Source organism: Brevibacillus centrosporus (assembly GCF_046622605.1).
In the GTDB taxonomy this organism is placed as follows: Bacteria; Bacillota; Bacilli; order Brevibacillales; family Brevibacillaceae; genus Brevibacillus; species Brevibacillus centrosporus.
On record NZ_CP176856.1, the window covers coordinates 448,620 to 471,056 of the forward strand.

Genomic DNA, 22,437 nt, shown 5'->3' on the forward strand with positions numbered 1-22,437 from the left:
AGGAGATAACAGATGAGAGTCAATATTACCTTGCAATGCACAGAGACGGGGGACCGCAACTATATCACAACGAAAAACAAACGCACCCATCCCGAGCGGCTGGAGCTGAAAAAGTACTCTCCACGCTTGAAAAAATACACCCTACACCGGGAAACCAAATAGGCTGAGCGTCGTGAAAAAGCTCTCCATCCTTCGATAAAACGAGGATGGAGAGCTTTGATTTTCCTATGGGTCCTTATAGTAGGATGAGTCCCAGGATGGCTACCACGACGATACCTGTAATACCTTGAACGAGTGTTGCCAAAGTTTGAGCGCGATAAGCAGTAGTCAGGCTCATTTTGGAAAATTGCGTAACAACCCAGAAATAGGAGTCGTTTACGTGGCTAACGACCATCGCCCCACACCCAATCGCCATAACGGTCAGCATTTGTCCGATTGGAATGGTGCCCATCATCGCATCCAGTCCGAGAGAAGGTAATAGTGGCATGGCAATGGTTGAAGTAATGACCAGAGAAGCCGTTGAGCTTCCCTGAGCGGTTTTAATGACCGCTGCAATCAGGAAGATAACAATCAATCCGCCTACGCCGACAAAAGCTACGTTTCCATCTAATAAGGTCTTGATGTAGTCAGCAATTGGTGTTGCTTTAATTACTGCGCCGAGTGCACCGCCCGCACCGGTAATCATGATGATAATCGCAGAGTCCAACAATCCATCGCCCATCCACTTGGTGAGTGTTTCTTCATTGCGTTTTGGCAACAAACCGAAGATTGCAAATAGCAGTCCGACAAACAGGGCATTAACTGGCGTACCGAGGAATGTGAGCAACGTATTCGTAAATCCGGTCGTCATCAGTACCTTGTTGCCTTGGGCATCCGCACTGACAGGGAAGTTGGCGAAGGACCCGATTGCCATCAAAATGATGGGAATAAGGATCGGTGCAAAGGCAGCAAATCCGGAAGGCAATGAACCAAAGCGTCTTTTGTACTCCTCGAAGGTCTCTGTTGCTTCGTCCAGTTCAGCCGGGAGCTTGTCAGCCACCCGTCTCGCCCATACGTGACCTGCCAGTGCGACTGGGATAGAAACGATCAAGCCGATGACAATCACCCAAAAAAGTCCATCTGGTCCTATACCTACATTGGTAGCCGCAGCAATCGGACCAGGAGTAGGGGGTACCAGCGTATGCGTAGCGTAAAGACCAGTGGAGAGTGCTACCGCCAGAGTGACAGCGCTTACACCAGTCTTTTTGGCTAACGATTTTTTCAGGGAGGAGAGAATGACGTAACCAGAATCGCAAAAAACAGGGATCGAGACGATCCAGCCGATTACGGTCATGGCAATGGCAGGGTGACGATCGCCGAGCAGGCGCAAAACGACTTCAGCCATTTTAACAGCTGCACCAGAGTTTTCCAAAATTTTACCGATAAGAGTACCGAATATGATGACAAGACCAATACTGGTAATGATGCTCCCAAATCCGCCTGCGATTTCTTTGCCGATATCTGCGATCAACGGTTTTTCAACGCCATTGAGGGTACCGACCAGATTGGTGAGCAAAGCGAATATGTACGTGCTGCTAATGATGGATAAGAACGGATGGAGCTTCCATTTCGCTGTTGCGTAGACGATAAAGATGATACTCAAAAGAAGCAGGAGTAAAATAATCGGACCGAGCTGTACGACTTCAGGACTCATGTCAAACCTCCTTTAAATTTGTTTACATGCGTAAATACGCACTGCTTGTTCTGCGGCCTGTTCCAGAAGCTCTGCGGCCTGAGTCATGGACTCTTCCAAGGTCATGGGCTTGTTGGCAATGCTGAATACAGCAGTGACGCCTTCCTTGTAAAGCGCATCGATGCCTTTTCCGATGGAGCCAGCGAAGACGATGACGGGGATGCCAAATTGTTTTGCCAGCTGTGCTACTCCACAGGGGGTTTTCCCTTGCGCTGTCTGGAAGTCAATCTGACCTTCGCCAGTAATGACGAGGTCGGCTCCGGTTAACGCTTCGGCCAGCATGGTTGTCTCTCGAATAATCTGGATTCCGGATTGCAATTTACCGTGCAAGAAGGCGAGCAAGGCACCGGCTACTCCTCCAGCAGCACCGGTTCCAGCCAGATCATGAATGGCGATCCCCTCCGTTGCCAAGATCAGGTCGGCAAAATGGCGCAGATTTTCGTCCAATTTCTTAACCATATCAGGAGTTGCTCCTTTTTGCGGTCCAAACACATGAGAAGCGCCGTTAGGACCGACAAACGGATTAGTGACATCGCAAGCGATGATGAAATCACATTCCTTCAAGCGAGGGTCCTCCTGGCTGCGGTCGATACGTCTTAGTTTTGATAGTTCACCTCCTCCAAATCCAAGCTCTTGCTCGTTCTGATCAAGTAGACGAATCCCCAAAGCTTGCAGCATCCCTGCTCCTCCATCATTGGTAGCGCTCCCACCAATGCCGAGAATAAATCGACGGCATCCCAGATCGAGTCCGGCGCGTATGAATTGTCCAAACCCATAAGTGGTGGTATGCAAGGGGTTTCGATCTTCGGATGAAATCAGGTAAAGTCCAGAGGCAGCTGCCATCTCGATGACGCAAGTGACACCGTCCCCAAGGATGCCAAATTCAGCAGAAATGTCACGACCTATCGGATTTTTTACGGTTGCTTGCAGGAGCTTTCCTTCAGTCGCGTCTACCAAGCATTGCAAAGTTCCTTCTCCGCCATCAGCCATTGGCTTCATGATTATCTCGCTGTCTGGCAAAGCTTTGCTCACGCCAGCTGCGATTGCGTCAGCTACTTGCTTGGCGGTGAGGCTTCCTTTAAATGAATCAGGAGCAATGACGATTTTCATAATGGCGTACCTCCTGTTGCAGATTGACTCATGTCATTCATCACCTTGCATATGGATATTTTCACTATACTGAAAGCGCTTCATAAATACATTTCGCAAAACCAACGAAAAACGTTGTCGAAATCTGACTCATTTTTGTGAGAAGTATCCAATACTCTGAAGTCGGTGCATCTCCAGCGCCAACTGAATGCGGAAGGCATCAGCAAAGCAGCGCGGGTTTTTACCTATTATGCTTTCAATTCGTTCCAATCGATATAGCAGGGTGTTGCGGTGAATGTTCAGTCTTTGCGAAGCGATGGTGAGATTAAGGTCAGAAGCAAATAGGGCGTAAAGGGTGTCCATTAATTCAGGGTGATGGACGACGTTGCCCAAAATTTGCTGAATAGCCAGTTGTCGAGACCTAGCTGGTGTCTCGATGAGCATGAGCTCAAGAGTAGCGTCGTTAAAATGACAGATGGGGCCCTTATCGGGGAATCTTTCCAGTACTCTAAGGGTTTGCTGTGCTTCCTTAAACGAATACTCCAGCTCGCGGATATGATCGTAATGATTGCCCATTGTAATGAATAAATTGTCGCAAAAAGCAGGCACTAACAGGTTTTTGAGCTTCAAAGCGGATTCAATCAAATATTGCGTGGCCTGATGACTATTGCGGCAATGACGCAAGTCAGTAACGATAATCCAGCGATTGTGACTGACAGCGGAGAGACAGACTTGCTTGGGATTATGAAAGCAGGCGGCCATTTTGGACTGCCATTGTCGGCGGTAGGGATTTTCCATCCATTCTCCGGACTGAGGAAGCTGGACGATGACAATGGAACGAGGGCCTGAAAGATCGAGCCCAAGAAGCTCACCGCGTGACTGTACGACATCAGGGGAGGGATCAAGCGTGCCAGAGATAATATCCTGAACTAGAAAGCTGAGGGAACGCTCTTCCATAACCATCTGTTCCGTCAAATACGCTTGCTGGAGCATCAACTCCGTCATCATACGTACAGCCTTTCCAAACGGAATAACTTCTCGAGGAGAGCCGGAAATGCCGATGACCCCAACGATCTCTTTTTCAAAGAAAATAGGCATATTGATCCCGGGTTTTGTACCAGTCCATTTTTTGCTTTCCTGTGCGGATAGCACGATTTCTTCTCCAGAGGCGATGACTTGCCGGGCGGCTTCGTGAAAGGTATTGATCCGATTGGCATCACTCGAGCTAATAATGATGCCCTCCTTGTCCATGACATTGACATTCAGTTGGATCACTTCCATGGTTCGGTTGACGATCTTATCGGCAAGAAATTTCTTCAGCTTCATATGGTTGTCTCCTTCAGATATATGTTCAGGTACATATCCATTTAAAATGATATCGGAAGCTCTTGTCATTTTTTATAAAAAAAGCTCTCCGTTGAATCGATCCCTTCATCGATTCAACTGGAGAGCTGTGCGTTTTTTAGAGCTTAGGCGTTCTTCTTTAAAGCTGGGGAGCCTTCCTGATTTCGCTTATCAGAAAAGAACACCTTCATCATAGGTGGCGTCACAATGGTAGTGACCAAAACCACCACAATTAGTATGGCAAACATGCCTTCTGTGAGCAGCTGACTTTCTAGACCGATGGCAGCGATGATGAGGGCCACTTCACCACGTGAGACCATAGCGGAGCCAATCGCCATGGAATTTCGCCATGGAAAGCCAACCACTTTGGCGCCAAAGGCTCCCCCTAAAAGCTTTGATGCGATGGCGAGTACACTAAGCATGACAATCAGCCACAGATTTTCCAATATTCCGGAAAACTGAGCGGTGACGCCAACGGAAGTGAAGAATACAGGGACAAAAATAGAATAGCTGATCGTCTCCACTTTGTGTGTAATTTCTTCCTTGTAGTTGGTCAGGCTGATCGCGACACCGGCAATGTACGCGCCGATAATGGCTGCCACTCCAGTATACTCAGCAAAATAGGCAAACAGGAAGCAGATGATCAGGCCTGCTGAAATGACGGATTCCGTAACTTGGAGCGGAGCGAATTTTTTCAGAGCCCAAGGAACCACTTTCCAGGAAACCAGAATGATAATCGCAAAGAACGCTACTTTTTTCAGGATCACCATGCCGAGATTGACATCTCCGCCGGCGAAACTCATCAGGAAGGCCAAAGCGATAATCACCAGAACATCGTCGATGACGGCTGCCCCCATAATAGTCGCGCCTTCTTTTGATTTTAGCTTGCCCAATTCTTTGAGTGTCTGTACGGAAATACTCACGCTCGTAGCGGAGAGCAAAAGACCGAGAAACACAGATTCGATTGGAGAAAGCCCTAGTCCGATACCAGCTACATATCCCAAAGCCAGCGGGACGATAATTCCCATGACCCCAACAGAGGTCGACGCTTTTCCCGTTCGTTTGAACTCGTCAATATCGGTTTCCAGGCCGGCAATAAACATGAGCAGAATAACACCGATTTGGCTAATTTCTTGCAGCACTTCTGTGTTCGTTACGACGCCAAGAACGCTCGGTCCAAGCACGATCCCTATGAGCAGTTTTCCAAGAACAGAAGGCTGCCCTAAACGCACGCTGATGTCTCCAGCGATCTTGGAGGCGATCAAGATGATAGCGAGTTGGAAAATGAGCATGAGCTTTCCCCCTTTGGTGTAGAAAATAAAAAAGGGCCTGCAATCACAGGCTCCTTTTTGTCATGCTCCTGAAAAAAGACAAAAAGAACCCTATGATGACAGGCTCCTCCATTAATGCAGACGCTATTCTTTTTACTTACAGTTACATTTTAGCATGAGGTGTGATAAAAGTAAATCCATAGTGGGAAAGTGGACATTGGTAATAACTGAAGACAGGAATAAATGGGGTGGAGGGAATGTCGATTAAAGTTTTTCTTTGTGCTCAGCGGACAGGCTGTACTGGAGGTAGAGGGTGTTCGTCATATCATCGGAAGTCAGGAAGGCGTAGAGGTTCCTCCAGGAGTGTCCCATCAAATGCGGAACGAAGGAGCGGGGGCGGTGGAATTCCTTGTAATTTCCCAACCGACGACTCGGGGAGACCGCATCAACGAGGAGTAAGAAAAAGGAGCAACAAAAAAGCCTGGCCGTCTACGAAACGGGCAGGCTTACGATTTAGCATCGTTACTTCATGTTGATAAAATCGGTCATTTGCACAAAAGCGTCTGCCAACGCGTGAAGGCTTTCTGCCGTTTGGAAGGCAAAAATGGGCAGGCTAACAGCAAATAATAAAGCTTCTCCGATGTATTTGGCGATCATAAGATCTACCTCCTTTTTGGTCTGCTCCAGCAAACGGATTATCCAAAAATCAGGAGATCGTATGTATCAGCTTCGCCATCTGCATGCTGCGTGCGCCGGATTAATCGGTTGCGCAGCGGTTGCCTTGCCGCCATCGGATAAGTTTCAACCATACCAGGATTAATGCTGGGTTGATAAGCATCACTTAGGTGCCATTGAATAGCCGGCTTTCGTGGAGACGCACACCTTCTCAAGTAAAAGATCGAGGTGAAGCACCCCACAAAAAGGGCGAGCAAGGCGAAGAAATCCTCCAGGGAAAGCAAGAACAAAAAGTCTTCCATGGCGATTCTCCTCCTTTCTGTTGGCAACGCAAGAACCTGCGTTCTTGGTAACCATCATTCTACTCCTGTTCACATAATCAGGCAACACATAATAATGCGGAAAATGCGTGCAGTCGAAATCGTCGTCCTATTTGATTTTTCCGATGGAGAGGCTGATTCGGTAATTGCCAAAAGGCAGCAGCTCATCCAGCAGAGCCGTGAGAGCAGTCTGGTCTCTGACACGCACGATCAGGGAGTAACAGCCTTCGCCGCTTGTCCGATAGGTTTCGGCGATTTCTGACCGAGTGGACACAAAGCGAATAAAGGACTGGTGGTCATTGGTATTCATGAACATCGAGACAATCGCGGTCAACGATGGCTCGGCTGATATTTTGGAGGTATCGATCCTTGTCGTATAGCCTTGAATCACTCCCTGCTCCTCCATCCGTCTGATGCGGTTGCCAACGGCCTGACCGCTCAAATGGACTCGCTCCCCGATGTCTTTCCACTGAAGTCGGCTATTTTCACGCAGCAAATCGAGAATAGACAGGTCTGTTTGATCGAGCATGACAATCTCCTTTCACGGCGAAAGCGAACGGATGCCTCTTCTTTCGCGGCATCAGCCACGTCCGTTTTACAATGAGGGTAGTGATACTAGTATAACTGGCAAAGGAGAGATCGAACATGCACATTCAGCTCGTACGTCATGCAACCCTGCGAGTTACCTATAAAGGACACACGCTTTTGGTGGATCCGATGCTGAGCACCCCAGGAGAGCTGCCGGCCGTGCCCAATACACCAAACCAGCGTCCCAATCCCGGAGCAGCGCTTCCTATTTCTGTTCAGGAGGTACTGGAGGGGGTGGATGCGATTGTGGTTACGCATACGCATGGGGATCACTTGGATCCAGCTGCGATCAAACAGCTTCCGAAGCATTTGCCGCTGTTCTGCCAGCCCCCTGACAAAGAAAAGCTGTCCGAGCACGGCTTTGAGCAAGTGATCGTCGTCCAGGAAGCTCTGGAGTGGGAAGGCATTCGATTCCATCGGACAGGCGGACATCATGGAACAGGAGAAATTGGGAAGCAGATGGGACCGGTATCGGGTTTTGTGCTTCAGGCAGCGGAAGAGCCCACTTTGTATATCGCGGGGGATACGATCTGGTGCGAAGAGGTGGAGCAGGCGCTCGCGATCTTTGATCCGAATGTCATTGTAGTTTTCGGCGGGGCTGCTCAGTTCCTGGTGGGAGATCCTATCACGATGACAAAAGAGGACATCGTGCAGGTGGCACAAAATGCCCCTGGCAGCCAGGTATTTGTTGCACACATGGAAGTGTGGAATCACTGCTTGCTCAGTCGCAGCGAGCTTCGCGAGTACGTGGGCGAAAACAAGCTTGCCGAGCGCGTGCAAATCCCGCAAAACGGCGAGACCATCGAATATCGCCGATGAAATGGGAAAGCGTGAAATCGAAAGAACGAAAGCTCCGGTTAAAAGCGGGGCTTTTTTCTATTTATGACTGAAAAGAAAGTTAGGCTCATCCATCATTTGACAAATGGAAAGCTACGTAATAAACTATTTTTACGTAAATGATTAATGTCATGAGGTGTTTTAGTGGCGCATGAACAGTTGGAGACGTATGTAGTCGAATCACCGGAACAGGCGATGGCGCTGTTGAACCCGCTGCGAGCAGAGATTTTGAGCCGGTTGACGGAGCCAGCGTCCGCTGCTGAGGTAGCGCGTGGGATCAACGAAATTCCCCAGCGAGTGAACTATCATTTGAAAGCGCTGGAAAAGGTCGGGCTTGTGCGCAAAGTCGGCAGTCGTCAGGTGCGCAATCTGGTTGAGGTGCTCTATTTGGCCATCGCGCGGACATATGTTTTATCGGAAGCATTGAACTGGGCGAGTGATACGGTCCAGCAGATGAAGGATCAGGGAGCCTTGTCGCATCTGGTCAATACAGCGGAGCGAATCAAAAGGGATGCCCTGGCTTTGATGGAGCGCTCCGATCAGGAAGAGCAGATACCGAGTGCGACGCTCGACGCCAGCATTCGTTTGGCGAGTGCAGAACAGCGAAGTGCCTTTGTCGAGGAGTACGTGCAGCTGGTGAATCAGCTGGTGAAAAAGTATCAGACACAGGCACAAGGGCAGGAGACGTATCAAGTCATTCTCGCTGTGTATCCGAAAGAAGGAGGAACAGAGTTATGAGAGCAGAGTCCACTTCGCCAAGCAAGGCCAGACCTGTAGTAGTTTGGGAAAGCCGCCCGGAGCGTCAATCGGGCAATGTCATTTCGCTCCCGTCTCGGGCAGGGAATCCCCCAACTGTGGAGCAGGAGGCTTCCGTCAAGACGTGGACAGTAGGGCCTGCTGAGAGCCCGGCTATCGTCACAGAGGTGTCCTCCGGCTTTCACCGCAAAAGTGTGCAGGCTGCTTCGCCGCAGTCGATGTGCATGTACAATGCCGCTTAGCAGCCATTACCAAATATCCCGTCATTAAAAGGAGGCGTTTTGGATGAATCTTATTCCGGTAGTTGTAGAGCAAACCAGTTACGGTGAGCGTTCGTATGATATCTACTCCCGTTTGCTGAAGGATCGGATCATTTTTCTCGGCAGTGCCATCGATGATCAGGTAGCCAATGCTGTCGTGGCACAGCTGCTGTTCCTGGCGGCGGAAGACCCGACAAAGGACATTCATCTGTACATCAATTCGCCGGGCGGGTCCGTAACGGCGGGGATGGCGATCATTGACACCATGAATTTCGTGAAGCCAGAAGTATCTACGATTTGCACAGGGATGGCCGCTTCTATGGGGGCTATGCTGCTGGTAGCGGGTGCGCCGGGCAAACGCTACGCTCTCCCGAATGCAGAAGTGATGATTCACCAGCCCTGGGGTGGCAGCCAGGGACAGGCGAGCGACATCAAGATCGCGGCCGATCGTATTTTGCGCCACCGCCATTTGCTGTACTCCATTATTGCCGAGCGCTCTGGCAAGACAGTGGAGCAGATTGAAAAGGATGCAGACCGTGATTACTTCCTCTCTGCGACCGAAGCATTGGAATACGGCCTGATCGACAAGGTCATCGAAAAGCTGTAGAGCCAGAGCTTACGGCAAGAGTTAGGGATTGAAAAGGGCACGATCTGGTGTGAAGTAGAAGAGTGGTTCTAGTGAGGATTCCCCGCATGGCAGTGCGGGGTTTTTTGCTTGCGGCGAAGTTTGAAGGCATAGAGGACGGGGAACAGATAGTGTGGGGGTTCGACTGTTTTCGACATTGCTCCTGGTTGTAACAAAAGAAGGAGGCTCATCATGAAAATCAGAACCAAATTCATCATTGCGTTTGGTGTCATTTTGGCTATCATGCTAAGTTCAGGCACTTATATGTACGTTCAAACCAAAATGCTCACCGCCTCTTACTCGGAGATGATCGAAGAGGGAGAGCTTCTCACCTCGCTGCGTGAAATACAATTCGTCATGACAGGGCGCAACAACGACGAGCGGGGCTATTTTTTGACTGGAGATGCCTCGTACTCGAAGGAAATGCAAGAAAGAGTGGAGAGAATCGGAGCCCTGGCTGATAAAATAAACACGGATCAGCATACAATTCAGAAGTACGGGAAAGATTTAGAACCGCTACAGGAACGCTTCACCGCTTATTTGGAAGCGAGCAATAAAGCGGTAGATGCCTATGCAAAAGGGGATCGGGAAGAAGCGATTCGCCTCCACTTCGGTGACGAGAGACAAGAGCGAAAGCAATTGGACGAGATTATCGATCAACTGACTGTGAAGGTAAGCGTCAATAAGGAAGCGGAAAAAGCCAGATTGGAAACGAATCGCGTTACTTCGGAAATCATTCAATCATCCTTTAGCGTTGTAGGAATTGTGTTTGCAATCATAATTGGAGCCTTTCTCGTCCGCTCCATCGTACTGCCTATTTACCGGATTCAAAAGCAGCTTACTGCCATTGCAGATGGAGAAGGCGATTTGACGCAGGAGCTGTCGGTTACCTCCAAGGATGAGATCGGGAAGCTGGCAGATTCCTTTAACCGGATGATTCGCAATTTGCGAGAGCTTATTCTGCAAGTGAGAAGTCACGCCGAACAGGTAGCGGCATCAGCCGAGCAGCTCACGGCCAGCTCGGAGCAGACGAGCAAGGCTACCGAGCAGATTGCCGGTACGGTGCAGGAGATGGCAGCAGGCAGTGAGCATCAGGCGCAGTATGTGGAAGCCAGTCACCTCGAGGTAGAAGGGATGGCTGCGGGGATCGGACAGATCGCAGTGCGTGCCGAGAACGTATCCGCCACCGCCATTCGCACTTCGGATCTTGCTGCGGATGGAAATCAGGCCATTCAGCTCGTCGTTACGCAGATGGATGGTATGGGGGAAGCCATGGAAGGACTGACACGTCTGGTCAGCGGGTTGGGTGCTCGCTCCGAGGAGATCGGCCAGATCGTGGACGTAATTACGGGCATCGCGGCGCAAACGAACCTGCTCGCGTTGAATGCTGCGATTGAGGCGGCTCGTGCCGGTGAGCATGGCAGAGGCTTTGCGGTCGTGGCAGATGAGGTGCGAAAGCTGGCCGAGCAGGCTTCGACGTCCGCTGGCAAAATCACGCAGCTAATTGAAGTCATTCAGAGGGAGACCCAGGAAGCGATTCTTTCTGTAGAGAAGAGCTCGGAGCAAACGGCTCTGTGCATGGATGGAGTGGCGCAGGCAGGTCATGCGTTTGCCCATATTCGGGATGCGGTCGTCCGGGTCACGACAGAGGTGCAGGATGTCTCCGCCGCTTCCCGCATGCTGACGGACAGCACAGAAAAGGTAGCGGAATCGATGCGGGTGATTGCCAGAGACACCCAGCAAGGCGTATCGCGCACGCTGGATGTCTCGGCAGCGACAGAAGAGCAGCTGGCATCGATGGAGGAAATTTATACATCTGCTATGTCATTGGCTAGTCTGGCAGAAGAGCTGGAAAAGCTGATGGCACGTTTCAAGGCGTAGAAAACGGAAAAGCAACCAAGCCACAGACGCATTTTACGGCAGTCTGTGGCTCTTTCTTTTTAGCAATACCTAAGCCAGCCTCCACAGGGACAGCCTGCGATAGACGAGAAAGATCAGGAGGTTGCCGACTGCTGCAGCCAGGAAAGCCGCCCATGGACCTTGCCAGACCGTCACCCAGCCGGAGCCGTAAATCGAGAAGACCATCCCCAGCTTGAAGATAGAGCCAGTAATTCCGCTGATGCGACCAATCAGGTGAGTCGGAGTGGTTTCCTGGCGAAACGTCCAGATGCAGATGTTTTCAATCGTTCCAATCATCCCCGACAGGAAGAGAGAGAGGCACAGCATCCATACATTTTGTGCGAGCGCCATGAGCAGGTAAGCGACTCCGAGCAGCAAAATCGTCGCCCCCAGGATGCGTCCAGTCGGGAACCGCTTGCGCAGGCGAGCGACCAGCGTACTGCCGATGAGTCCCCCTGCGCCTGCTACCGAGAGAACGAGTCCTAGCTGGGAGTTGTTCAACTGCAAATGGTCTTTGGCGAAGAAGATGAGCATGGCGTCGTACACACCCGATGTCGCATTGAGAAAGATGACAAGAATCGTAATCATCCACAGCGGTCGATTGGACAGAAGCTCCTGCCACCCTGCGCCAAAGTCCTGCCAAAACGTACCCTTCGCAGCGGTCATGAGAGGCTCTTTTTCCCGTTCGAGGAACGAGACGGCGATCAACGCGACCAGGTAGGCGGTCCCGGTAATCAGCAAACCGTTGTGCAGGCTTGCAAGCAGCAGGATAAAGCCGGAGATGGCAGGTCCCATGATGTCGATCAAGGTGAACAAAAAGGAGAAGCGGGCGTTGGCCGTGGTGAGCAGTGGCTTGGGAACCACCTGCTTGATGATGCTGACTCGGGCATTGCTGTAGCCGTAGTTCAGTGCCATGAGCAGGAAGCCGGCCAGGTAAAAATGGAGAATCTCAGCTCGTCCTGATTCGACGAGCGCGTACAGGAGAAACAGGAGCACCATCTGACCAAACACCATCCATTGAGACCAACGCTTTTTAGAGAAGCGGTCTACCCAGACTCCGATGAACATCGCCAAAAGCAGATTGGGCAAAAACTCGATGCTCTTCATCGTGGTCATGGTAAGGGGAGAGCGTGTCATATCGTACAGGATGAGTGGCAGGGCAAGCTCGTAGACTTTTGCTCCACAGGTGACGAAAGCAGAGGTCAAAAACAGGATGAGAAACGGTCGGTTGCGCCAAATGGACGTCTGCGAGGCCGATTTTTCCTCGGGGGTTGCCCCAGTCTGTATTTCAGGTGCAGACACAGCATTTGCCTCCTTTTAGGTATGGGGTTGTCAACTGCTTCGATGCTTTTTATTGTAGCTTGGAAAAGGGGAAGAAAAAGGGTAAAGTAATCTGAAATGCGCTTCCCCTTTTTGGAGGAAAGAAGCTACTCGTTAAAGAAGGTGTATTCCATGCAGATCGCTTATCATTACCTGCGGCTTCGCCAGCATTTTGCCCACGTGGGGGAAGGTGTGCGTCAAGAGGTTACGCTTTCTGAGCTTGCCGCCATTTTCTATTGCACGGTACGCAACGCCAAATTGGTGGTGAAGCAGCTAGTGGAGCTGCAATGGCTGGGATGGATTCCAGGTCGGGGCAGAGGAAATGTCTCGCAAGTGATTTTTTTGCGCACAAAAGAGCAGATCGTTTTACCTCTCGCCCAAGCGTACGTACAGCATGGAGATATGGAAAAGGCGATGCAGCTGCTTTTGGAGTGGAGTGTATCCGCTAGAGCCAGAGAACGCTTTTTGGATTGGTTGTCGGGACAGTTTGGGTTTCTGACCGAAGAAGAAGGGGACCGGACGCGGGATACGCTCCGAATGTCGTTTTACCGGACGATTCCAGCCTTGGACCCCGCATACGTCGGAAGGGTAACAGAGTCGCATATGGTCAAACAGATTTTTGATACCCTCATACGCTACGATGAAGAAAAAGGGATCTTTTTGCCCCATATTGCCCACCATTGGGAAGCCAACGACGATGGGACGGAGTGGACGTTATATTTGCGAAAAGGCGTGCTGTTTCACCACGGCCGAGAACTGACTGCTGACGATGTCGTCTGGACGCTGGAGCGCATCGGAAACCCCAGTACAGGCTCGCCTTACGAATGGATGCTGCAGGACGTGTCCCAGATTGCAGCGATCAGGGACACCATCGTGAAAATCAGTCTCTCCCGCCCTAACCAGCTGCTCCTGTCTTACCTAGCTTCGGACCGACTTTCGATCGTTCCACGAGAGGTGGTCGAAGAAAGAGGTGAACGTTTTGCTCGCGAGCCTGTCGGAACAGGGCCGTTTACTTTGGTGGAAAACAGCGATCAGATGTTTATTCTGGAAGCATTTCCTGCTTACTTTCTCGGCCGAGCCCACCTCGATCGGGTAGAAATATGGATCGTACCTGAGCCAAACTCCATCGAGGGAGAGGTACATCTCGTTCAGCAGATGCCGGATCGCTATGAGCGCAAAGACAAATGGCAGGAGCTGAAGCAGCTGGAAAAGGGCTGCAAATATATGGCGTTTAATCTAAGGCGTGACGGTCCCCAACAAAATCCTGCGTTTCGGGAAGTAATCCATCGTTTGCTGGATCGGGAAAAAATGATTCGGGAAGTCGGAGGGAAAAGGTATCAGCCTGCCAGCGGCTTCATTCAGGAATGGCAAACCGAGCCGCACCTTCCAGGTCCCGTACGTCCGGATGAGGCAAGAGAGTTGCTCGCAGCAGCTGGCTATCAGGGAGAGACAGTCATGCTGTATACGTACAAAGGAGCGGGAAACGAGCAGGACGCAGAGTGGCTCGAGCACCATTTGCAAGCGATGGGCGTTTGCGCAAAGACGATTGTCGTTCCGATTGTCGAGCTGCAAAAAGAGGAAACGCTGCTCCAAGCGGATGTGATTCTTGTGGGGGAAGTGTTTGACAATCAGCTCCTGATGGGGCTCGTGGAGATGTACAAGTCGGATCGGGGGTTCATGCGTTTGATCTGGGATGAGTCTATGCGTGAGACGATCGATCAGGAGATGGACAAGCTCATGAGGGAGAGTGAGCCTTGGCGGCAGCAAGAAGCCCTGATGCAGGTGGAGGAGCGTTTGAAGGAACGCTTTGTCGTACTGTTTTTATATCATTCGCTCCAGCAGTCCTCCCATCACTCTGCGCTAGCGGGCGTCTCCTTGAATGCGTGGGGGTTTGTCGACTACAAGGACATCTGGTTCAAGCCATGAAGGAGTCTGTACCCCTGTAGCTGATTGGGCTATGATAGAGGTCAGGTGTTGGAAGAGGGAGGATTTGCCACATGAAATTGTTCCGTTTTGATCAGCAGGTAGGTCGAAAAATCGATCGCTTTGACTCTGCGCACGCGACCATTTCCCGCATTATGCAAACACCAGGCCCGGTGCACATCGGCTGTATACATTTGGATGCTTCTGGAGTGGTTGGCTATCATCCGGCAGTCGTTCCTCAGCTCTTTTTGGTCGTGTCAGGAGAAGGCTGGGTGCGTGGGGAGGAAGAGGAACGAATCCCTATCGCCGCTGGTCAGGCTGCTTTCTGGATCACTGGGGAAGGACATGAGTCAGGGACGGAAAAAGGGATGGTCGCCCTTGTCATCGAAGGCGAGGGACTGGATCCTGATTCGTTTATGCCACTCTTGCAGGTGTAGAACGACAACAATAGAAGAGAACAAGGAACCGCCAGACGCACTAACGATGCACAATTCTCCTTACTAACGATGAAAGTCGGTGTGAAAGGCAATGACATGGAAGACACATCTGGTACTGGGGGCCATGGCTGGTTACTACGCCTACCCTTCATGGAAGGGAGTCGCGATGGGAGCTGGGATGGGACTCTTGCCGGATATTGATCAAACACGAAGCAAGCTGGGGAGCATGGTAAGACCGCTCTCATACGCGATGCAAAAAGGGATTGGGCACAGGACCCTGACGCATTCCTGGGTGATCCTGCTTTTGCCTGCCTTATTATTTGGGGATACATTCCTGGCGAAAGCGGCCTTGTTTGGTTTGCTGTCCCATCTGATCAGCGACGCTATGGTGGGACGCATCCAGTTTTTATGGCCGATTCGCCAAGGCTGGGTCGGCATCAAGCTGACCAAAAGACTTTATCGGCAGATGGATCGGCTCGTATTTTATATGGCGGTCGCCTACCTGCTGTACTGGGGCTATAATGGAGGCGCAGAAAGACTGGTTCAATCCCTGTAGCAGGGAAAGAAAACGGAGGGAATGGCATGGAGCGAAAAGAAGGCTATGTGAAGGTTCCAGGGGGCAGAGTATGGTACAGCCTGCTCGGGGAAGAAAACAAGGAGAAGACTCCTCTGATCGTGCTGCATGGTGGGCCGGGCAACACACATGATCCGCTTCAGGCAGCCCTTCACGTTTTGGCTGACGAAAGACCGGTTGTATTTTACGATCAGCTCGGTTCGGGAAATTCCGATCGGCCAACAGATGACGCGTTGTGGAAAACGGAGCGATTTGTGCAGGAGCTTGCAGATATTCGCGAAGCGCTTGGCCTCGACCACGTACATATTCTGGGGCATTCCTGGGGAACGATGCTCGCGGCAGCTTATCTGGTGGATCGCAAACCGGCAGGCGTGCAGAGCGTCATTTTTTCCAGTCCATGTCTCAGCGCAGAACGCTGGAAGCAGGATGCCGATCTCTTCCTGTCCCAGCTGCCGAAAGAGGTGCAGGAGACCATCTCGAGGCACGAGGAGCAGGGAACGACGGACTCCAAAGAATATCAGGACGCTATGAAAGTATACTACAGCAGGCATGTGTGCAGACTCGATCCTTTGCCAGCTGTGATGGTAGAAAGCCGCTCCAAAGGCAACAAAGATATCTATATGCAGATGTGGGGACCATCCGAATTTTGTCCGACGGGAAATCTCAAGACATTTGATTACACGCCAAAGCTGCATGAAATCGAGATTCCCAGTCTTTTCATATGCGGGCGTTACGATGAAGCAGCTCCGGAGTCAACGCAGTATTATCAATCTCTTGTCCCGAATGCGGAATTCCACGTCTTTGAAAACAGCTCGCATCTTGCCTATCTGGAGGAACCAGAAGTTTATCGAAAGACGGTTCGGGCATTTTTGGAGAAAGCAGATCGCACTAGTAAATAGAAGAAAAAGAAAAAACGCGGGGGTCACTTCAAACCGATCCCCGCGCTTTATAGCGTTTTGTAAGTTAAGGCACCATGAACTGTTGGACCAGCTCTGCGTTGTCTTCCATGAATTTTTGAGCGGAAATGCCTACTTCCTGCTGGATTTCCATCATTTGCTCGTCTGTGACGGTAGCCAGATTCACGGAGTTTTCCGCGTTCAGAGCCGGGATTTCCAAAGCTTTGCCGAATTCAGCCTTTGATTTCAGCTTGAAGCTAATACCCTTTGGCATCTCAGGATCTGGATCGTTGAACGTGAGCTTTACGCTGCCGTCCGCGTCTGCGCCCTTGTCCGTCTTGGTCTCTGACATGGTGATGGTACCAGACAGAGAGACTGGCTGAGGCTGGAATTCGTCTTGGAACGCCAGGGTGAAGTTGTAGTTGCCGGATTCCTTCTTATCTTCTTTGGTTGTTTCGAAATCGGATTTGAGGTTGAGCACTTCAGCGTCTGCTTCCTTGACAACTATGCCGACATTCCCTGTTGTTTTGCCACTCTTTTCAGAGGCTTTGTACGTAAAGGACATTTCGCCTTTTTCCGTCGCTTCTGGATTGAGCAGGGTATAGCGATAGTAGCTGTCTCCCGCGTTTTTGTAAGTGACGGTGTTGAGGAAGACTTGTTCCTCGTTGCCTTTTTCACCAGTGAACAAAAGCTTGCGAGACAGGATTTGGTGATCGTTGTCGATGAGCATCACCATTTTCAGCTGTTCGTTGCTTGTCGTAGTGTTTTCTTTCAGATCGGCGAGCATGTCGTCGAAGCCTTGGTCGTAGTTTTTCTTGAACTCTTCCTTGGAAATCTCTTCGAACTCATAGCCGCTGTCTGTCATGAGCGTTGCGACATTGTGATAGCGTGTATAGATCAAGTCAAACAGCTTCGTATCGGCTTTGGCTTTTTCTACGAGCTGCGTAGCCAATGTACGTGCTTCTTCTTCTGTAAAGCTGACCGTAACTTCACGAGCGCTCGCCTGGAAGCCCTCTTCGGAGAAAGCCACATCCTTTTTGAGCGTCACTTGGCTGTCCTTCAAGCTGTTTGCATAGAGCAGCGCATAAGGTGTGAGCACGCTTTGCACTTCATCCTGCTTGATTGAAACAGCTTTGTAGAGATCGTTGTAAGTCATGAAACGCTTCGGCAAATCCTGCCCCAGCTTTTCTTTCAGCGCATCGCGGTCTTTCAGATCGACGAAGCCGTATTTGGAATAAAACTCCGGAAGCTTAAAGCCCAAAGTTGTGTCATTCAGGAAATATTCGAGGGTAGCCAGTTTTTTGTCGGACAGATGTACCTCGATGTTGCCCGACTGCTGGCGCTTCTGCTCGTCGACGTTGCTTTGCATGACGAACTTGGCGCTTTTCAGGAGGTCGAGTATTTTTTGAGCTTCTGGGTCCGGAATGGTCGCATCCAGATTGATATCACTGATTTCCATGCTGGAGTGAACAGGCTGCTCCAGATAGGGCTTCATGTAGTCTTCGTATTTTCCGTAAGCCTGCGAGATGTCGTCGGAGAACTTCAGCATGCTTTCTGCTTCCGATTGCAGATAAATAGTTTTCGCGCTTTTAAAAACATCGAGCTTTGCAAATGCAGTTCCCAGTCCACCGAGAACCACGACAGCTGCCACACCGGCAATCAGCAAAGGCTTTTTCAGGCTTTTGCGCGGTGGGGTCACGTTTGTTGCGGTTTCCATGAGGTTCCTCCCTTGGTATCTCTCTCTGTATTGAAGTGCGGTTGTATGGAATTTCGCACTCGATTTCGTATTGTACCATAAGGGGCTTGAAGAAATGTATGTTACAGTAAAATTTTTCTAAAAATAGGAAATAAGGCCCGGGTGATAGGATCAAAGACAACGGGAAAGAGCTTGCATTCCACAACGGACTTTCCCCAAGATAGGAGTAGGAGCGATCGTCATGCCTGTTATATATAAGGTAAATAGATAGTGGTAAACACCAGTTCTGAAATAAGGAGGGGAAGCAAGTGGATTTTCGTGTGCTGCAAACGTTTATGGTCGCGGCTACGACGGAAAATTTTCATCAGACGGCCGAAGCCTTGTTCATCGCTCAGCCAACCGTCAGTCAGCATATCCGACAGCTAGAAAAAGAACTGGGAATAGAGTTGTTTGAAAGAGTGGGCAAGCGAGTGCGCCTGACAGCTGCGGGAAAACGCTACTTGCCGCATGCGAAAGCACTCTTGGAGCAATGGCATCACGGGATTGAGGATTTGCAGGCATGGCGGCAGGGGTATCGGGAAAAGCTGAATCTGGCGGTATCACCGATCATCGCCCGCGCAAGATTGTCTCATTTGCTGCGTCGCTACACCAAGCTGTACCCGGATGTAGATTTGGCGATTAAGATTGCGGACTCCGTTGAGATTGGACCGCTGGTACAGAGCGGCCAAGCCGACCTTGGGCTGACACGGATGGTGCCTGGAGAATTTCAGCTGGCTACCTATTTGCTTTATGAAGATCCAGTCGTATTCGCAGTGCCCTCCAACGGGGGAGATATGGAAGCGCCGTTGCCTGATTGGGAAATGGAGCTGCAAAGCAAACGGCTGTTAACGCACAATCATCCGGGCTATTGGGATGAATTGCTGCTGGTGCTAAGACAAAGGGGGCTTTCGCTGCGGACGATGGCTGTCTCTCAAGTGGACATTACCAAGCGCTTCATTGAGGAGGGGTTGGGGGTTTCCTTTTTGCCGCGAACGGCTGTCAGTCGCGACTTGTTTGAAAATCGTTTTATCGAGCTGCCGACGCCCGGACTCGTGCTGCCAAAAGTAGCCTCCTATGTCGTCATGCCAAAGGGAGGCGTCAGCGACACAGCGCAAAATTTCGTCGAGATTTTGCACTCCTTGTACGCGCCGATGCCGCCTGTTGTCATCTCGGGAAGATCCTGAATTTCGCTTTCATATGATTGATTGCATATTGTGATCAAAAGCTTGATTTTGTTTTATTTCATTTACGAATCCGAATCATTTATACTGGAGGAAAAGAGATGAAATCAAGGAGTGGGATCAATGAATAAACAACATACGTTGGCAATTGGTCTGGATGGAATCGCTGTAGCGGAAACGGATCTCAGTCTGGTAGACGGAATCAATGGCTTGCTGGTCTATCGCGGTCACTGGGCACGTGATCTGGCTATTCACCACACATTTGAAGAAGTTGCTCACCTGCTCTGGTTCGGGCATTTGCCAAGTGCAGAGGAACTGGCTGATCTGAGCAGCAAACTAAAAGCGAATCGTAAACTGCCTGAGCATGTAAAAGGGATTTTGAAGCTCATTCCGGCAGATGTAGATATGATGAGTGTATTGCGTACAGGTGTATCGGCACTGGGAAGCTCATCGCATGGCTTTCCACCTACCATCGATGAAGTGATTTCGCTGGCGGCCAAGATGCCGACAATCGTCGCGTATCGCTTTGCCTGTCTGCAAGGAACTGAACCGCTCGAACCAAACCCCGATCTGGGTCATACAGCCAACTACCTGTACATGTTGAAAGGCGAGAAACCGAACCCTGCCCATGTGCGTGCGCTGGATGCGTATCTGATTTTGACGCAGGAGCACGGGATGAACGCGTCTACGTTTGCAGGACGTGTCGTCAGCTCTACGGAATCCGATCTGGTGTCTGCCATCACAGCAGCGATCGGCACGTTGAAAGGACCGCTGCACGGAGGAGCACCTTCGGAAGTAACGGAAATGATTGAAGCCATCGCTACCAAAGAAAATGCGGAACCGTGGCTGCGCAGCAAGCTGGAGAACGGTGGACGCCTCATGGGCTTCGGACATCGCGTCTACAAGACCATCGACCCGCGTGCCACTGCATTGCGCGTAGTCGCATCCGAGCTGTCTGCGAACGACCCGTGGTTCGATCTGGCAACACATGTGGAGAAGGTAGGCCTCAAGCTGCTGGAGGAATACAAGCCAGGGCGCAAGCTGAACACCAACGTCGAGTTCTTCGCTGCTGCGGTTATGCGTGCAGTAGGTCTTGACGACAATCTGTTCACGCCGACCTTTGCCGTTAGCCGCGTCGTAGGCTGGAGTGCTCATGTGCTGGAGCAGGCTAGCAAAAACCGTATCATTCGTCCACAATCCAATTACATCGGCACCATGCCGGAGTAATCAGATGACGTGAGTAGACAATCCCCCCTTTGGAACAGAGCAAGCTCCAGAGGGGGGATTTGTTTGTCTATAGAGCGCCGATCTGCGCTTGGATGTCCTGCGTACTGACTCCTCCGTGATAACAAATGACAGAGGTAATTTCGTAATCTGCGTATTTTTTCAGGGAGCGCTGGGCCATCTCTGGGTCCAGAGCCGTTGGTACATGAAGCCCCATCAGCTTTCCATCCACGCTGTACATGGAATCCCCAGCGATTAGCGTTTTGCTTTGGCGTAAATAGAGACTGACATGTCCTGCGGTATGCCCAGGAGTATGGATCACCTGAATCCCTCCGAAAAAGGGGAGCACTTGACTATCCTCCAGCAGATCGGTCACGTTCCCTTTTGGTGGATGCTTGACATGTTCATCTTTGATGAGAGGAAGCTCGCCCTGAATGTAGGGTACCTCCTGTTCATGGGCTCCTTTCAAATTCGGTTTTCATGGCGAACAGGTTTGCATAGGTCCACAGGAAAATTTGTTTTTACGTAACTATATGTTATTATGTATTTCGTTTTCCGTCCATGCTTTTTCCGATGTCATTTTCCCGATGGTGCTTCAAAGTGCAGGCAGGCATTGCATATCATACTTACTTTTGGCATGATGATGAAAAATACAAAAGGAGTGGAAAAAATGGCGTTGTTGTCTTCCCCGCTTCAACTGAAAGGTCTTACATTGAAAAATCGGATTGTCATGCCGCCAATGTGCCAATACTCGGTGGACGCGCATGACGGTACACCCACTGACTGGCATTTTGTCCACTACGTCTCCCGTGCAGTTGGGGGAACCGGGCTGATCATCGTGGAGATGACCGATGTGGAGCCGGATGGCCGCATTTCAAACGGCGATCTGGGCTTGTGGTCAGATGAGCAAATCCCTGCGTTTTCTCGCATTGTCTCCGAAGTACATAAATACGGTTCTAAAATCGGCATACAGATCGGACATGCCGGACGCAAAGCCGAGGATGCAGAGGTTCCTGTATCTGCCTCAGCCATTGCTTTTCCAGGCTCTCGCTACAAGATGCCTCGCGCTTTGACTACCGAAGAGGTGCAAGCGATGGTCGTCAAGTTTGCCGAGTCTGCGAGACGTGCGGTGGAAGCAGGCATGGACACGATCGAGATCCATGGGGCGCACGGCTATTTGATTCACCAGTTCCACTCTCCGCTGATCAACAAGCGGGACGACCAGTACGGCAAAGATCCCGCCTTGTTCGGAGTAGAAGTGATTCAAGCTGTCAAAAAAGTAATCCCAGCGGATATGCCGTTGATCATGCGTGTTTCTGCAGTCGAATACGTAGATGGTGGATACGGCTTGGAGTACAGCACGGAGCTATGCCGTCGCTATAAAGAAGCGGGCGTAGATGTGTTCCATTTGTCCAGTGGCGGAGAAGGTCCGATCGGCTCGGCAGGACGCCCGGGAGTGCATCCTGGCTATCAGGTCCCATTGGCCCGTGCCATCAAGCAGGCATTGGACGTACCTGTGATTGCAGTAGGAAATCTGGACGACGCGAAGCTTGCCGAAGCCACGCTAGGAAACGGCGATGCCGATCTGATCGCAGTAGGCCGCGGTATGCTGCGTGACCCATACTGGGCGATCCATGCGATTCGTGCGCTCTCTCCAGAGGAGCTACAACCGCCGAAGCAGTACGGACGTGCGTTTTAATTCAGGAGTATGACCGTCAAAAAGACAAACAGAGCAGCCCTTTTCCATCCGT

General features: G+C 50.8%; 22 protein-coding genes and 2 pseudogenes. 14 read left to right on the top strand and 10 right to left on the bottom strand.

The annotated features are described in order from the left end of the window. The first annotated feature begins 12 nt into the window (after nt 1–12). Entirely contained in the window at nt 13–162 is a 150-nt protein-coding gene (gene rpmG, locus ACLIN2_RS02445) for a 50S ribosomal protein L33 (RefSeq protein WP_092270687.1), read from the top strand. A 73-nt stretch (nt 163–235) separates the two neighbouring features. Here the strand turns inward: rpmG and ACLIN2_RS02450 are convergent, their stop codons facing one another. The 4 genes from ACLIN2_RS02450 to ACLIN2_RS02465 form a co-directional block, all read right to left on the bottom strand. Next, nucleotides 236–1,663 carry a GntP family permease gene (locus ACLIN2_RS02450; RefSeq protein ID WP_411504506.1) on the bottom strand — a complete coding sequence of 476 codons (1,428 nt, stop codon included), beginning with the start codon at nt 1,661–1,663 and terminating at the stop codon, nt 236–238. A 42-nt stretch (nt 1,664–1,705) separates the two neighbouring features. After that, nucleotides 1,706–2,842: a glycerate kinase gene (locus ACLIN2_RS02455; RefSeq protein ID WP_411503142.1), complete on the bottom strand. Its 1,137-nt coding sequence runs from the start codon at nt 2,840–2,842 to the stop codon at nt 1,706–1,708. A 129-nt stretch (nt 2,843–2,971) separates the two neighbouring features. Further along, a complete protein-coding gene (locus ACLIN2_RS02460) occupies nt 2,972–4,147 on the bottom strand; it encodes a CdaR family transcriptional regulator (RefSeq protein ID WP_411503143.1) in 1,176 nt (391 codons plus the stop codon). 143 nt (nt 4,148–4,290) lie between these two features. Then, nucleotides 4,291–5,457, bottom strand: coding sequence for a cation:proton antiporter (locus ACLIN2_RS02465; RefSeq protein ID WP_411503144.1), 1,167 nt, complete (start codon nt 5,455–5,457; stop codon nt 4,291–4,293). Nucleotides 5,458–5,703: 246 nt separating this feature from the next. Here ACLIN2_RS02465 and ACLIN2_RS02470 point away from each other — a divergent pair. Further along, nucleotides 5,704–5,895, top strand: a pseudogene (locus ACLIN2_RS02470) (cupin domain-containing protein); the annotation flags it as partial. Between the two features lie 63 nt (nt 5,896–5,958). On the opposite strand, the gene ACLIN2_RS02475 reads toward ACLIN2_RS02470, so the two are convergent. The 3 genes from ACLIN2_RS02475 to ACLIN2_RS02485 all read right to left on the bottom strand — a co-directional run bounded on the left by ACLIN2_RS02475 (nt 5,959) and on the right by ACLIN2_RS02485 (nt 6,960). Next, nucleotides 5,959–6,093 (bottom strand): hypothetical protein, encoded by a 135-nt coding sequence (locus ACLIN2_RS02475; RefSeq protein ID WP_258957775.1) that lies wholly within the window; start codon nt 6,091–6,093, stop codon nt 5,959–5,961. Between the two features lie 38 nt (nt 6,094–6,131). Beyond that, the gene (locus ACLIN2_RS02480) at nt 6,132–6,413 is read right to left on the bottom strand and encodes a hypothetical protein (protein WP_400586927.1); all 282 of its coding nucleotides are present in this window, start codon (nt 6,411–6,413) and stop codon (nt 6,132–6,134) included. Nucleotides 6,414–6,540: 127 nt separating this feature from the next. Further along, entirely contained in the window at nt 6,541–6,960 is a 420-nt protein-coding gene (locus ACLIN2_RS02485; RefSeq protein ID WP_411503145.1) for an Lrp/AsnC family transcriptional regulator, read from the bottom strand. 116 nt (nt 6,961–7,076) lie between these two features. Between ACLIN2_RS02485 and ACLIN2_RS02490 the strand changes: the two genes are divergently transcribed. The 5 genes from ACLIN2_RS02490 (at nt 7,077) to ACLIN2_RS02510 (ending at nt 11,378) form a co-directional block, all read left to right on the top strand. Then, the gene (locus ACLIN2_RS02490) at nt 7,077–7,838 is read left to right on the top strand and encodes an MBL fold metallo-hydrolase (RefSeq protein ID WP_411503146.1); all 762 of its coding nucleotides are present in this window, start codon (nt 7,077–7,079) and stop codon (nt 7,836–7,838) included. 162 nt (nt 7,839–8,000) lie between these two features. Continuing rightward, nucleotides 8,001–8,594, top strand: coding sequence for a winged helix-turn-helix domain-containing protein (locus tag ACLIN2_RS02495; RefSeq protein WP_411503147.1), 594 nt, complete (start codon nt 8,001–8,003; stop codon nt 8,592–8,594). After that, on the top strand, nt 8,591–8,854 hold the full coding sequence (locus ACLIN2_RS02500) for a hypothetical protein (protein WP_411503148.1): 264 nt from the start codon (nt 8,591–8,593) through the stop codon (nt 8,852–8,854). Before ACLIN2_RS02495 ends, ACLIN2_RS02500 begins: the two co-directional genes overlap by 4 nt. A 43-nt stretch (nt 8,855–8,897) precedes the next feature. Beyond that, nucleotides 8,898–9,479: an ATP-dependent Clp endopeptidase proteolytic subunit ClpP gene (gene clpP / locus ACLIN2_RS02505; RefSeq protein ID WP_092270714.1), complete on the top strand. Its 582-nt coding sequence runs from the start codon at nt 8,898–8,900 to the stop codon at nt 9,477–9,479. Nucleotides 9,480–9,689: 210 nt separating this feature from the next. After that, nucleotides 9,690–11,378 (top strand): methyl-accepting chemotaxis protein, encoded by a 1,689-nt coding sequence (locus tag ACLIN2_RS02510; RefSeq protein ID WP_411503149.1) that lies wholly within the window; start codon nt 9,690–9,692, stop codon nt 11,376–11,378. 69 nt (nt 11,379–11,447) lie between these two features. Here the strand turns inward: ACLIN2_RS02510 and ACLIN2_RS02515 are convergent, their stop codons facing one another. Next, nucleotides 11,448–12,698 (bottom strand): MFS transporter, encoded by a 1,251-nt coding sequence (locus ACLIN2_RS02515; protein ID WP_411503150.1) that lies wholly within the window; start codon nt 12,696–12,698, stop codon nt 11,448–11,450. Nucleotides 12,699–12,848: 150 nt separating this feature from the next. Here ACLIN2_RS02515 and ACLIN2_RS02520 point away from each other — a divergent pair, with 150 nt between their 5' ends. From ACLIN2_RS02520 to ACLIN2_RS02535, 4 genes are all read left to right on the top strand, one after another. Next, entirely contained in the window at nt 12,849–14,642 is a 1,794-nt protein-coding gene (locus ACLIN2_RS02520) for an SgrR family transcriptional regulator (RefSeq protein ID WP_411503151.1), read from the top strand. Between the two features lie 71 nt (nt 14,643–14,713). Beyond that, entirely contained in the window at nt 14,714–15,076 is a 363-nt protein-coding gene (locus ACLIN2_RS02525; protein WP_411503152.1) for a cupin, read from the top strand. A gap of 91 nt (nt 15,077–15,167) precedes the next feature. Then, entirely contained in the window at nt 15,168–15,632 is a 465-nt protein-coding gene (locus tag ACLIN2_RS02530; RefSeq protein WP_411503153.1) for a metal-dependent hydrolase, read from the top strand. Nucleotides 15,633–15,658: 26 nt separating this feature from the next. Then, complete coding sequence (locus tag ACLIN2_RS02535; RefSeq protein ID WP_092270733.1) at nt 15,659–16,549, top strand: proline iminopeptidase-family hydrolase; 891 nt, start codon at nt 15,659–15,661, stop codon at nt 16,547–16,549. A gap of 64 nt (nt 16,550–16,613) precedes the next feature. Here the strand turns inward: ACLIN2_RS02535 and ACLIN2_RS02540 are convergent, their stop codons facing one another. Then, a complete protein-coding gene (locus tag ACLIN2_RS02540; RefSeq protein ID WP_411503154.1) occupies nt 16,614–18,263 on the bottom strand; it encodes a hypothetical protein in 1,650 nt (549 codons plus the stop codon). 287 nt (nt 18,264–18,550) lie between these two features. Here ACLIN2_RS02540 and ACLIN2_RS02545 point away from each other — a divergent pair, with 287 nt between their 5' ends. Together ACLIN2_RS02545 and ACLIN2_RS02550 are read left to right on the top strand one after the other, a co-directional pair. Beyond that, a complete protein-coding gene (locus ACLIN2_RS02545; RefSeq protein ID WP_092270739.1) occupies nt 18,551–19,465 on the top strand; it encodes a LysR family transcriptional regulator in 915 nt (304 codons plus the stop codon). A 120-nt stretch (nt 19,466–19,585) separates the two neighbouring features. Continuing rightward, nucleotides 19,586–20,689: a citrate/2-methylcitrate synthase gene (locus ACLIN2_RS02550; protein ID WP_411503155.1), complete on the top strand. Its 1,104-nt coding sequence runs from the start codon at nt 19,586–19,588 to the stop codon at nt 20,687–20,689. 67 nt (nt 20,690–20,756) lie between these two features. On the opposite strand, the pseudogene ACLIN2_RS02555 reads toward ACLIN2_RS02550, so the two are convergent. Beyond that, a pseudogene (locus ACLIN2_RS02555) lies at nt 20,757–21,146 on the bottom strand (MBL fold metallo-hydrolase); the annotation flags it as partial. Nucleotides 21,147–21,356: 210 nt separating this feature from the next. Between ACLIN2_RS02555 and ACLIN2_RS02560 the strand changes: the two are divergent. Further along, the gene (locus ACLIN2_RS02560; protein ID WP_092270748.1) at nt 21,357–22,385 is read left to right on the top strand and encodes an NADH:flavin oxidoreductase/NADH oxidase; all 1,029 of its coding nucleotides are present in this window, start codon (nt 21,357–21,359) and stop codon (nt 22,383–22,385) included. Nucleotides 22,386–22,437: the final 52 nt, after the last annotated feature.

What these genes read in the sequence shown, in the direction of transcription:
- ACLIN2_RS02500 (WP_411503148.1), top strand. Translation starts at nt 8,591, where the DNA reads ATGAGAGCAGAGTCCACTTCGCCAAGCAAGGCCAGACCTGTAGTAGTT.
- rpmG (WP_092270687.1), top strand. Translation starts at nt 13, where the DNA reads ATGAGAGTCAATATTACCTTGCAATGCACAGAGACGGGGGACCGCAAC.
- ACLIN2_RS02550 (WP_411503155.1), top strand. Translation starts at nt 19,586, where the DNA reads ATGAATAAACAACATACGTTGGCAATTGGTCTGGATGGAATCGCTGTA.
- ACLIN2_RS02485 (WP_411503145.1), bottom strand. Translation starts at nt 6,960, where the DNA reads ATGCTCGATCAAACAGACCTGTCTATTCTCGATTTGCTGCGTGAAAAT.
- ACLIN2_RS02465 (WP_411503144.1), bottom strand. Translation starts at nt 5,457, where the DNA reads ATGCTCATTTTCCAACTCGCTATCATCTTGATCGCCTCCAAGATCGCT.
- ACLIN2_RS02475 (WP_258957775.1), bottom strand. Translation starts at nt 6,093, where the DNA reads ATGATCGCCAAATACATCGGAGAAGCTTTATTATTTGCTGTTAGCCTG.
- ACLIN2_RS02460 (WP_411503143.1), bottom strand. Translation starts at nt 4,147, where the DNA reads ATGAAGCTGAAGAAATTTCTTGCCGATAAGATCGTCAACCGAACCATG.
- ACLIN2_RS02455 (WP_411503142.1), bottom strand. Translation starts at nt 2,842, where the DNA reads ATGAAAATCGTCATTGCTCCTGATTCATTTAAAGGAAGCCTCACCGCC.
- ACLIN2_RS02510 (WP_411503149.1), top strand. Translation starts at nt 9,690, where the DNA reads ATGAAAATCAGAACCAAATTCATCATTGCGTTTGGTGTCATTTTGGCT.
- clpP (WP_092270714.1), top strand. Translation starts at nt 8,898, where the DNA reads ATGAATCTTATTCCGGTAGTTGTAGAGCAAACCAGTTACGGTGAGCGT.
- ACLIN2_RS02480 (WP_400586927.1), bottom strand. Translation starts at nt 6,413, where the DNA reads ATGGAAGACTTTTTGTTCTTGCTTTCCCTGGAGGATTTCTTCGCCTTG.
- ACLIN2_RS02530 (WP_411503153.1), top strand. Translation starts at nt 15,168, where the DNA reads ATGACATGGAAGACACATCTGGTACTGGGGGCCATGGCTGGTTACTAC.
- ACLIN2_RS02520 (WP_411503151.1), top strand. Translation starts at nt 12,849, where the DNA reads ATGCAGATCGCTTATCATTACCTGCGGCTTCGCCAGCATTTTGCCCAC.
- ACLIN2_RS02525 (WP_411503152.1), top strand. Translation starts at nt 14,714, where the DNA reads ATGAAATTGTTCCGTTTTGATCAGCAGGTAGGTCGAAAAATCGATCGC.
- ACLIN2_RS02540 (WP_411503154.1), bottom strand. Translation starts at nt 18,263, where the DNA reads ATGGAAACCGCAACAAACGTGACCCCACCGCGCAAAAGCCTGAAAAAG.
- ACLIN2_RS02490 (WP_411503146.1), top strand. Translation starts at nt 7,077, where the DNA reads ATGCACATTCAGCTCGTACGTCATGCAACCCTGCGAGTTACCTATAAA.
- ACLIN2_RS02560 (WP_092270748.1), top strand. Translation starts at nt 21,357, where the DNA reads ATGGCGTTGTTGTCTTCCCCGCTTCAACTGAAAGGTCTTACATTGAAA.
- ACLIN2_RS02535 (WP_092270733.1), top strand. Translation starts at nt 15,659, where the DNA reads ATGGAGCGAAAAGAAGGCTATGTGAAGGTTCCAGGGGGCAGAGTATGG.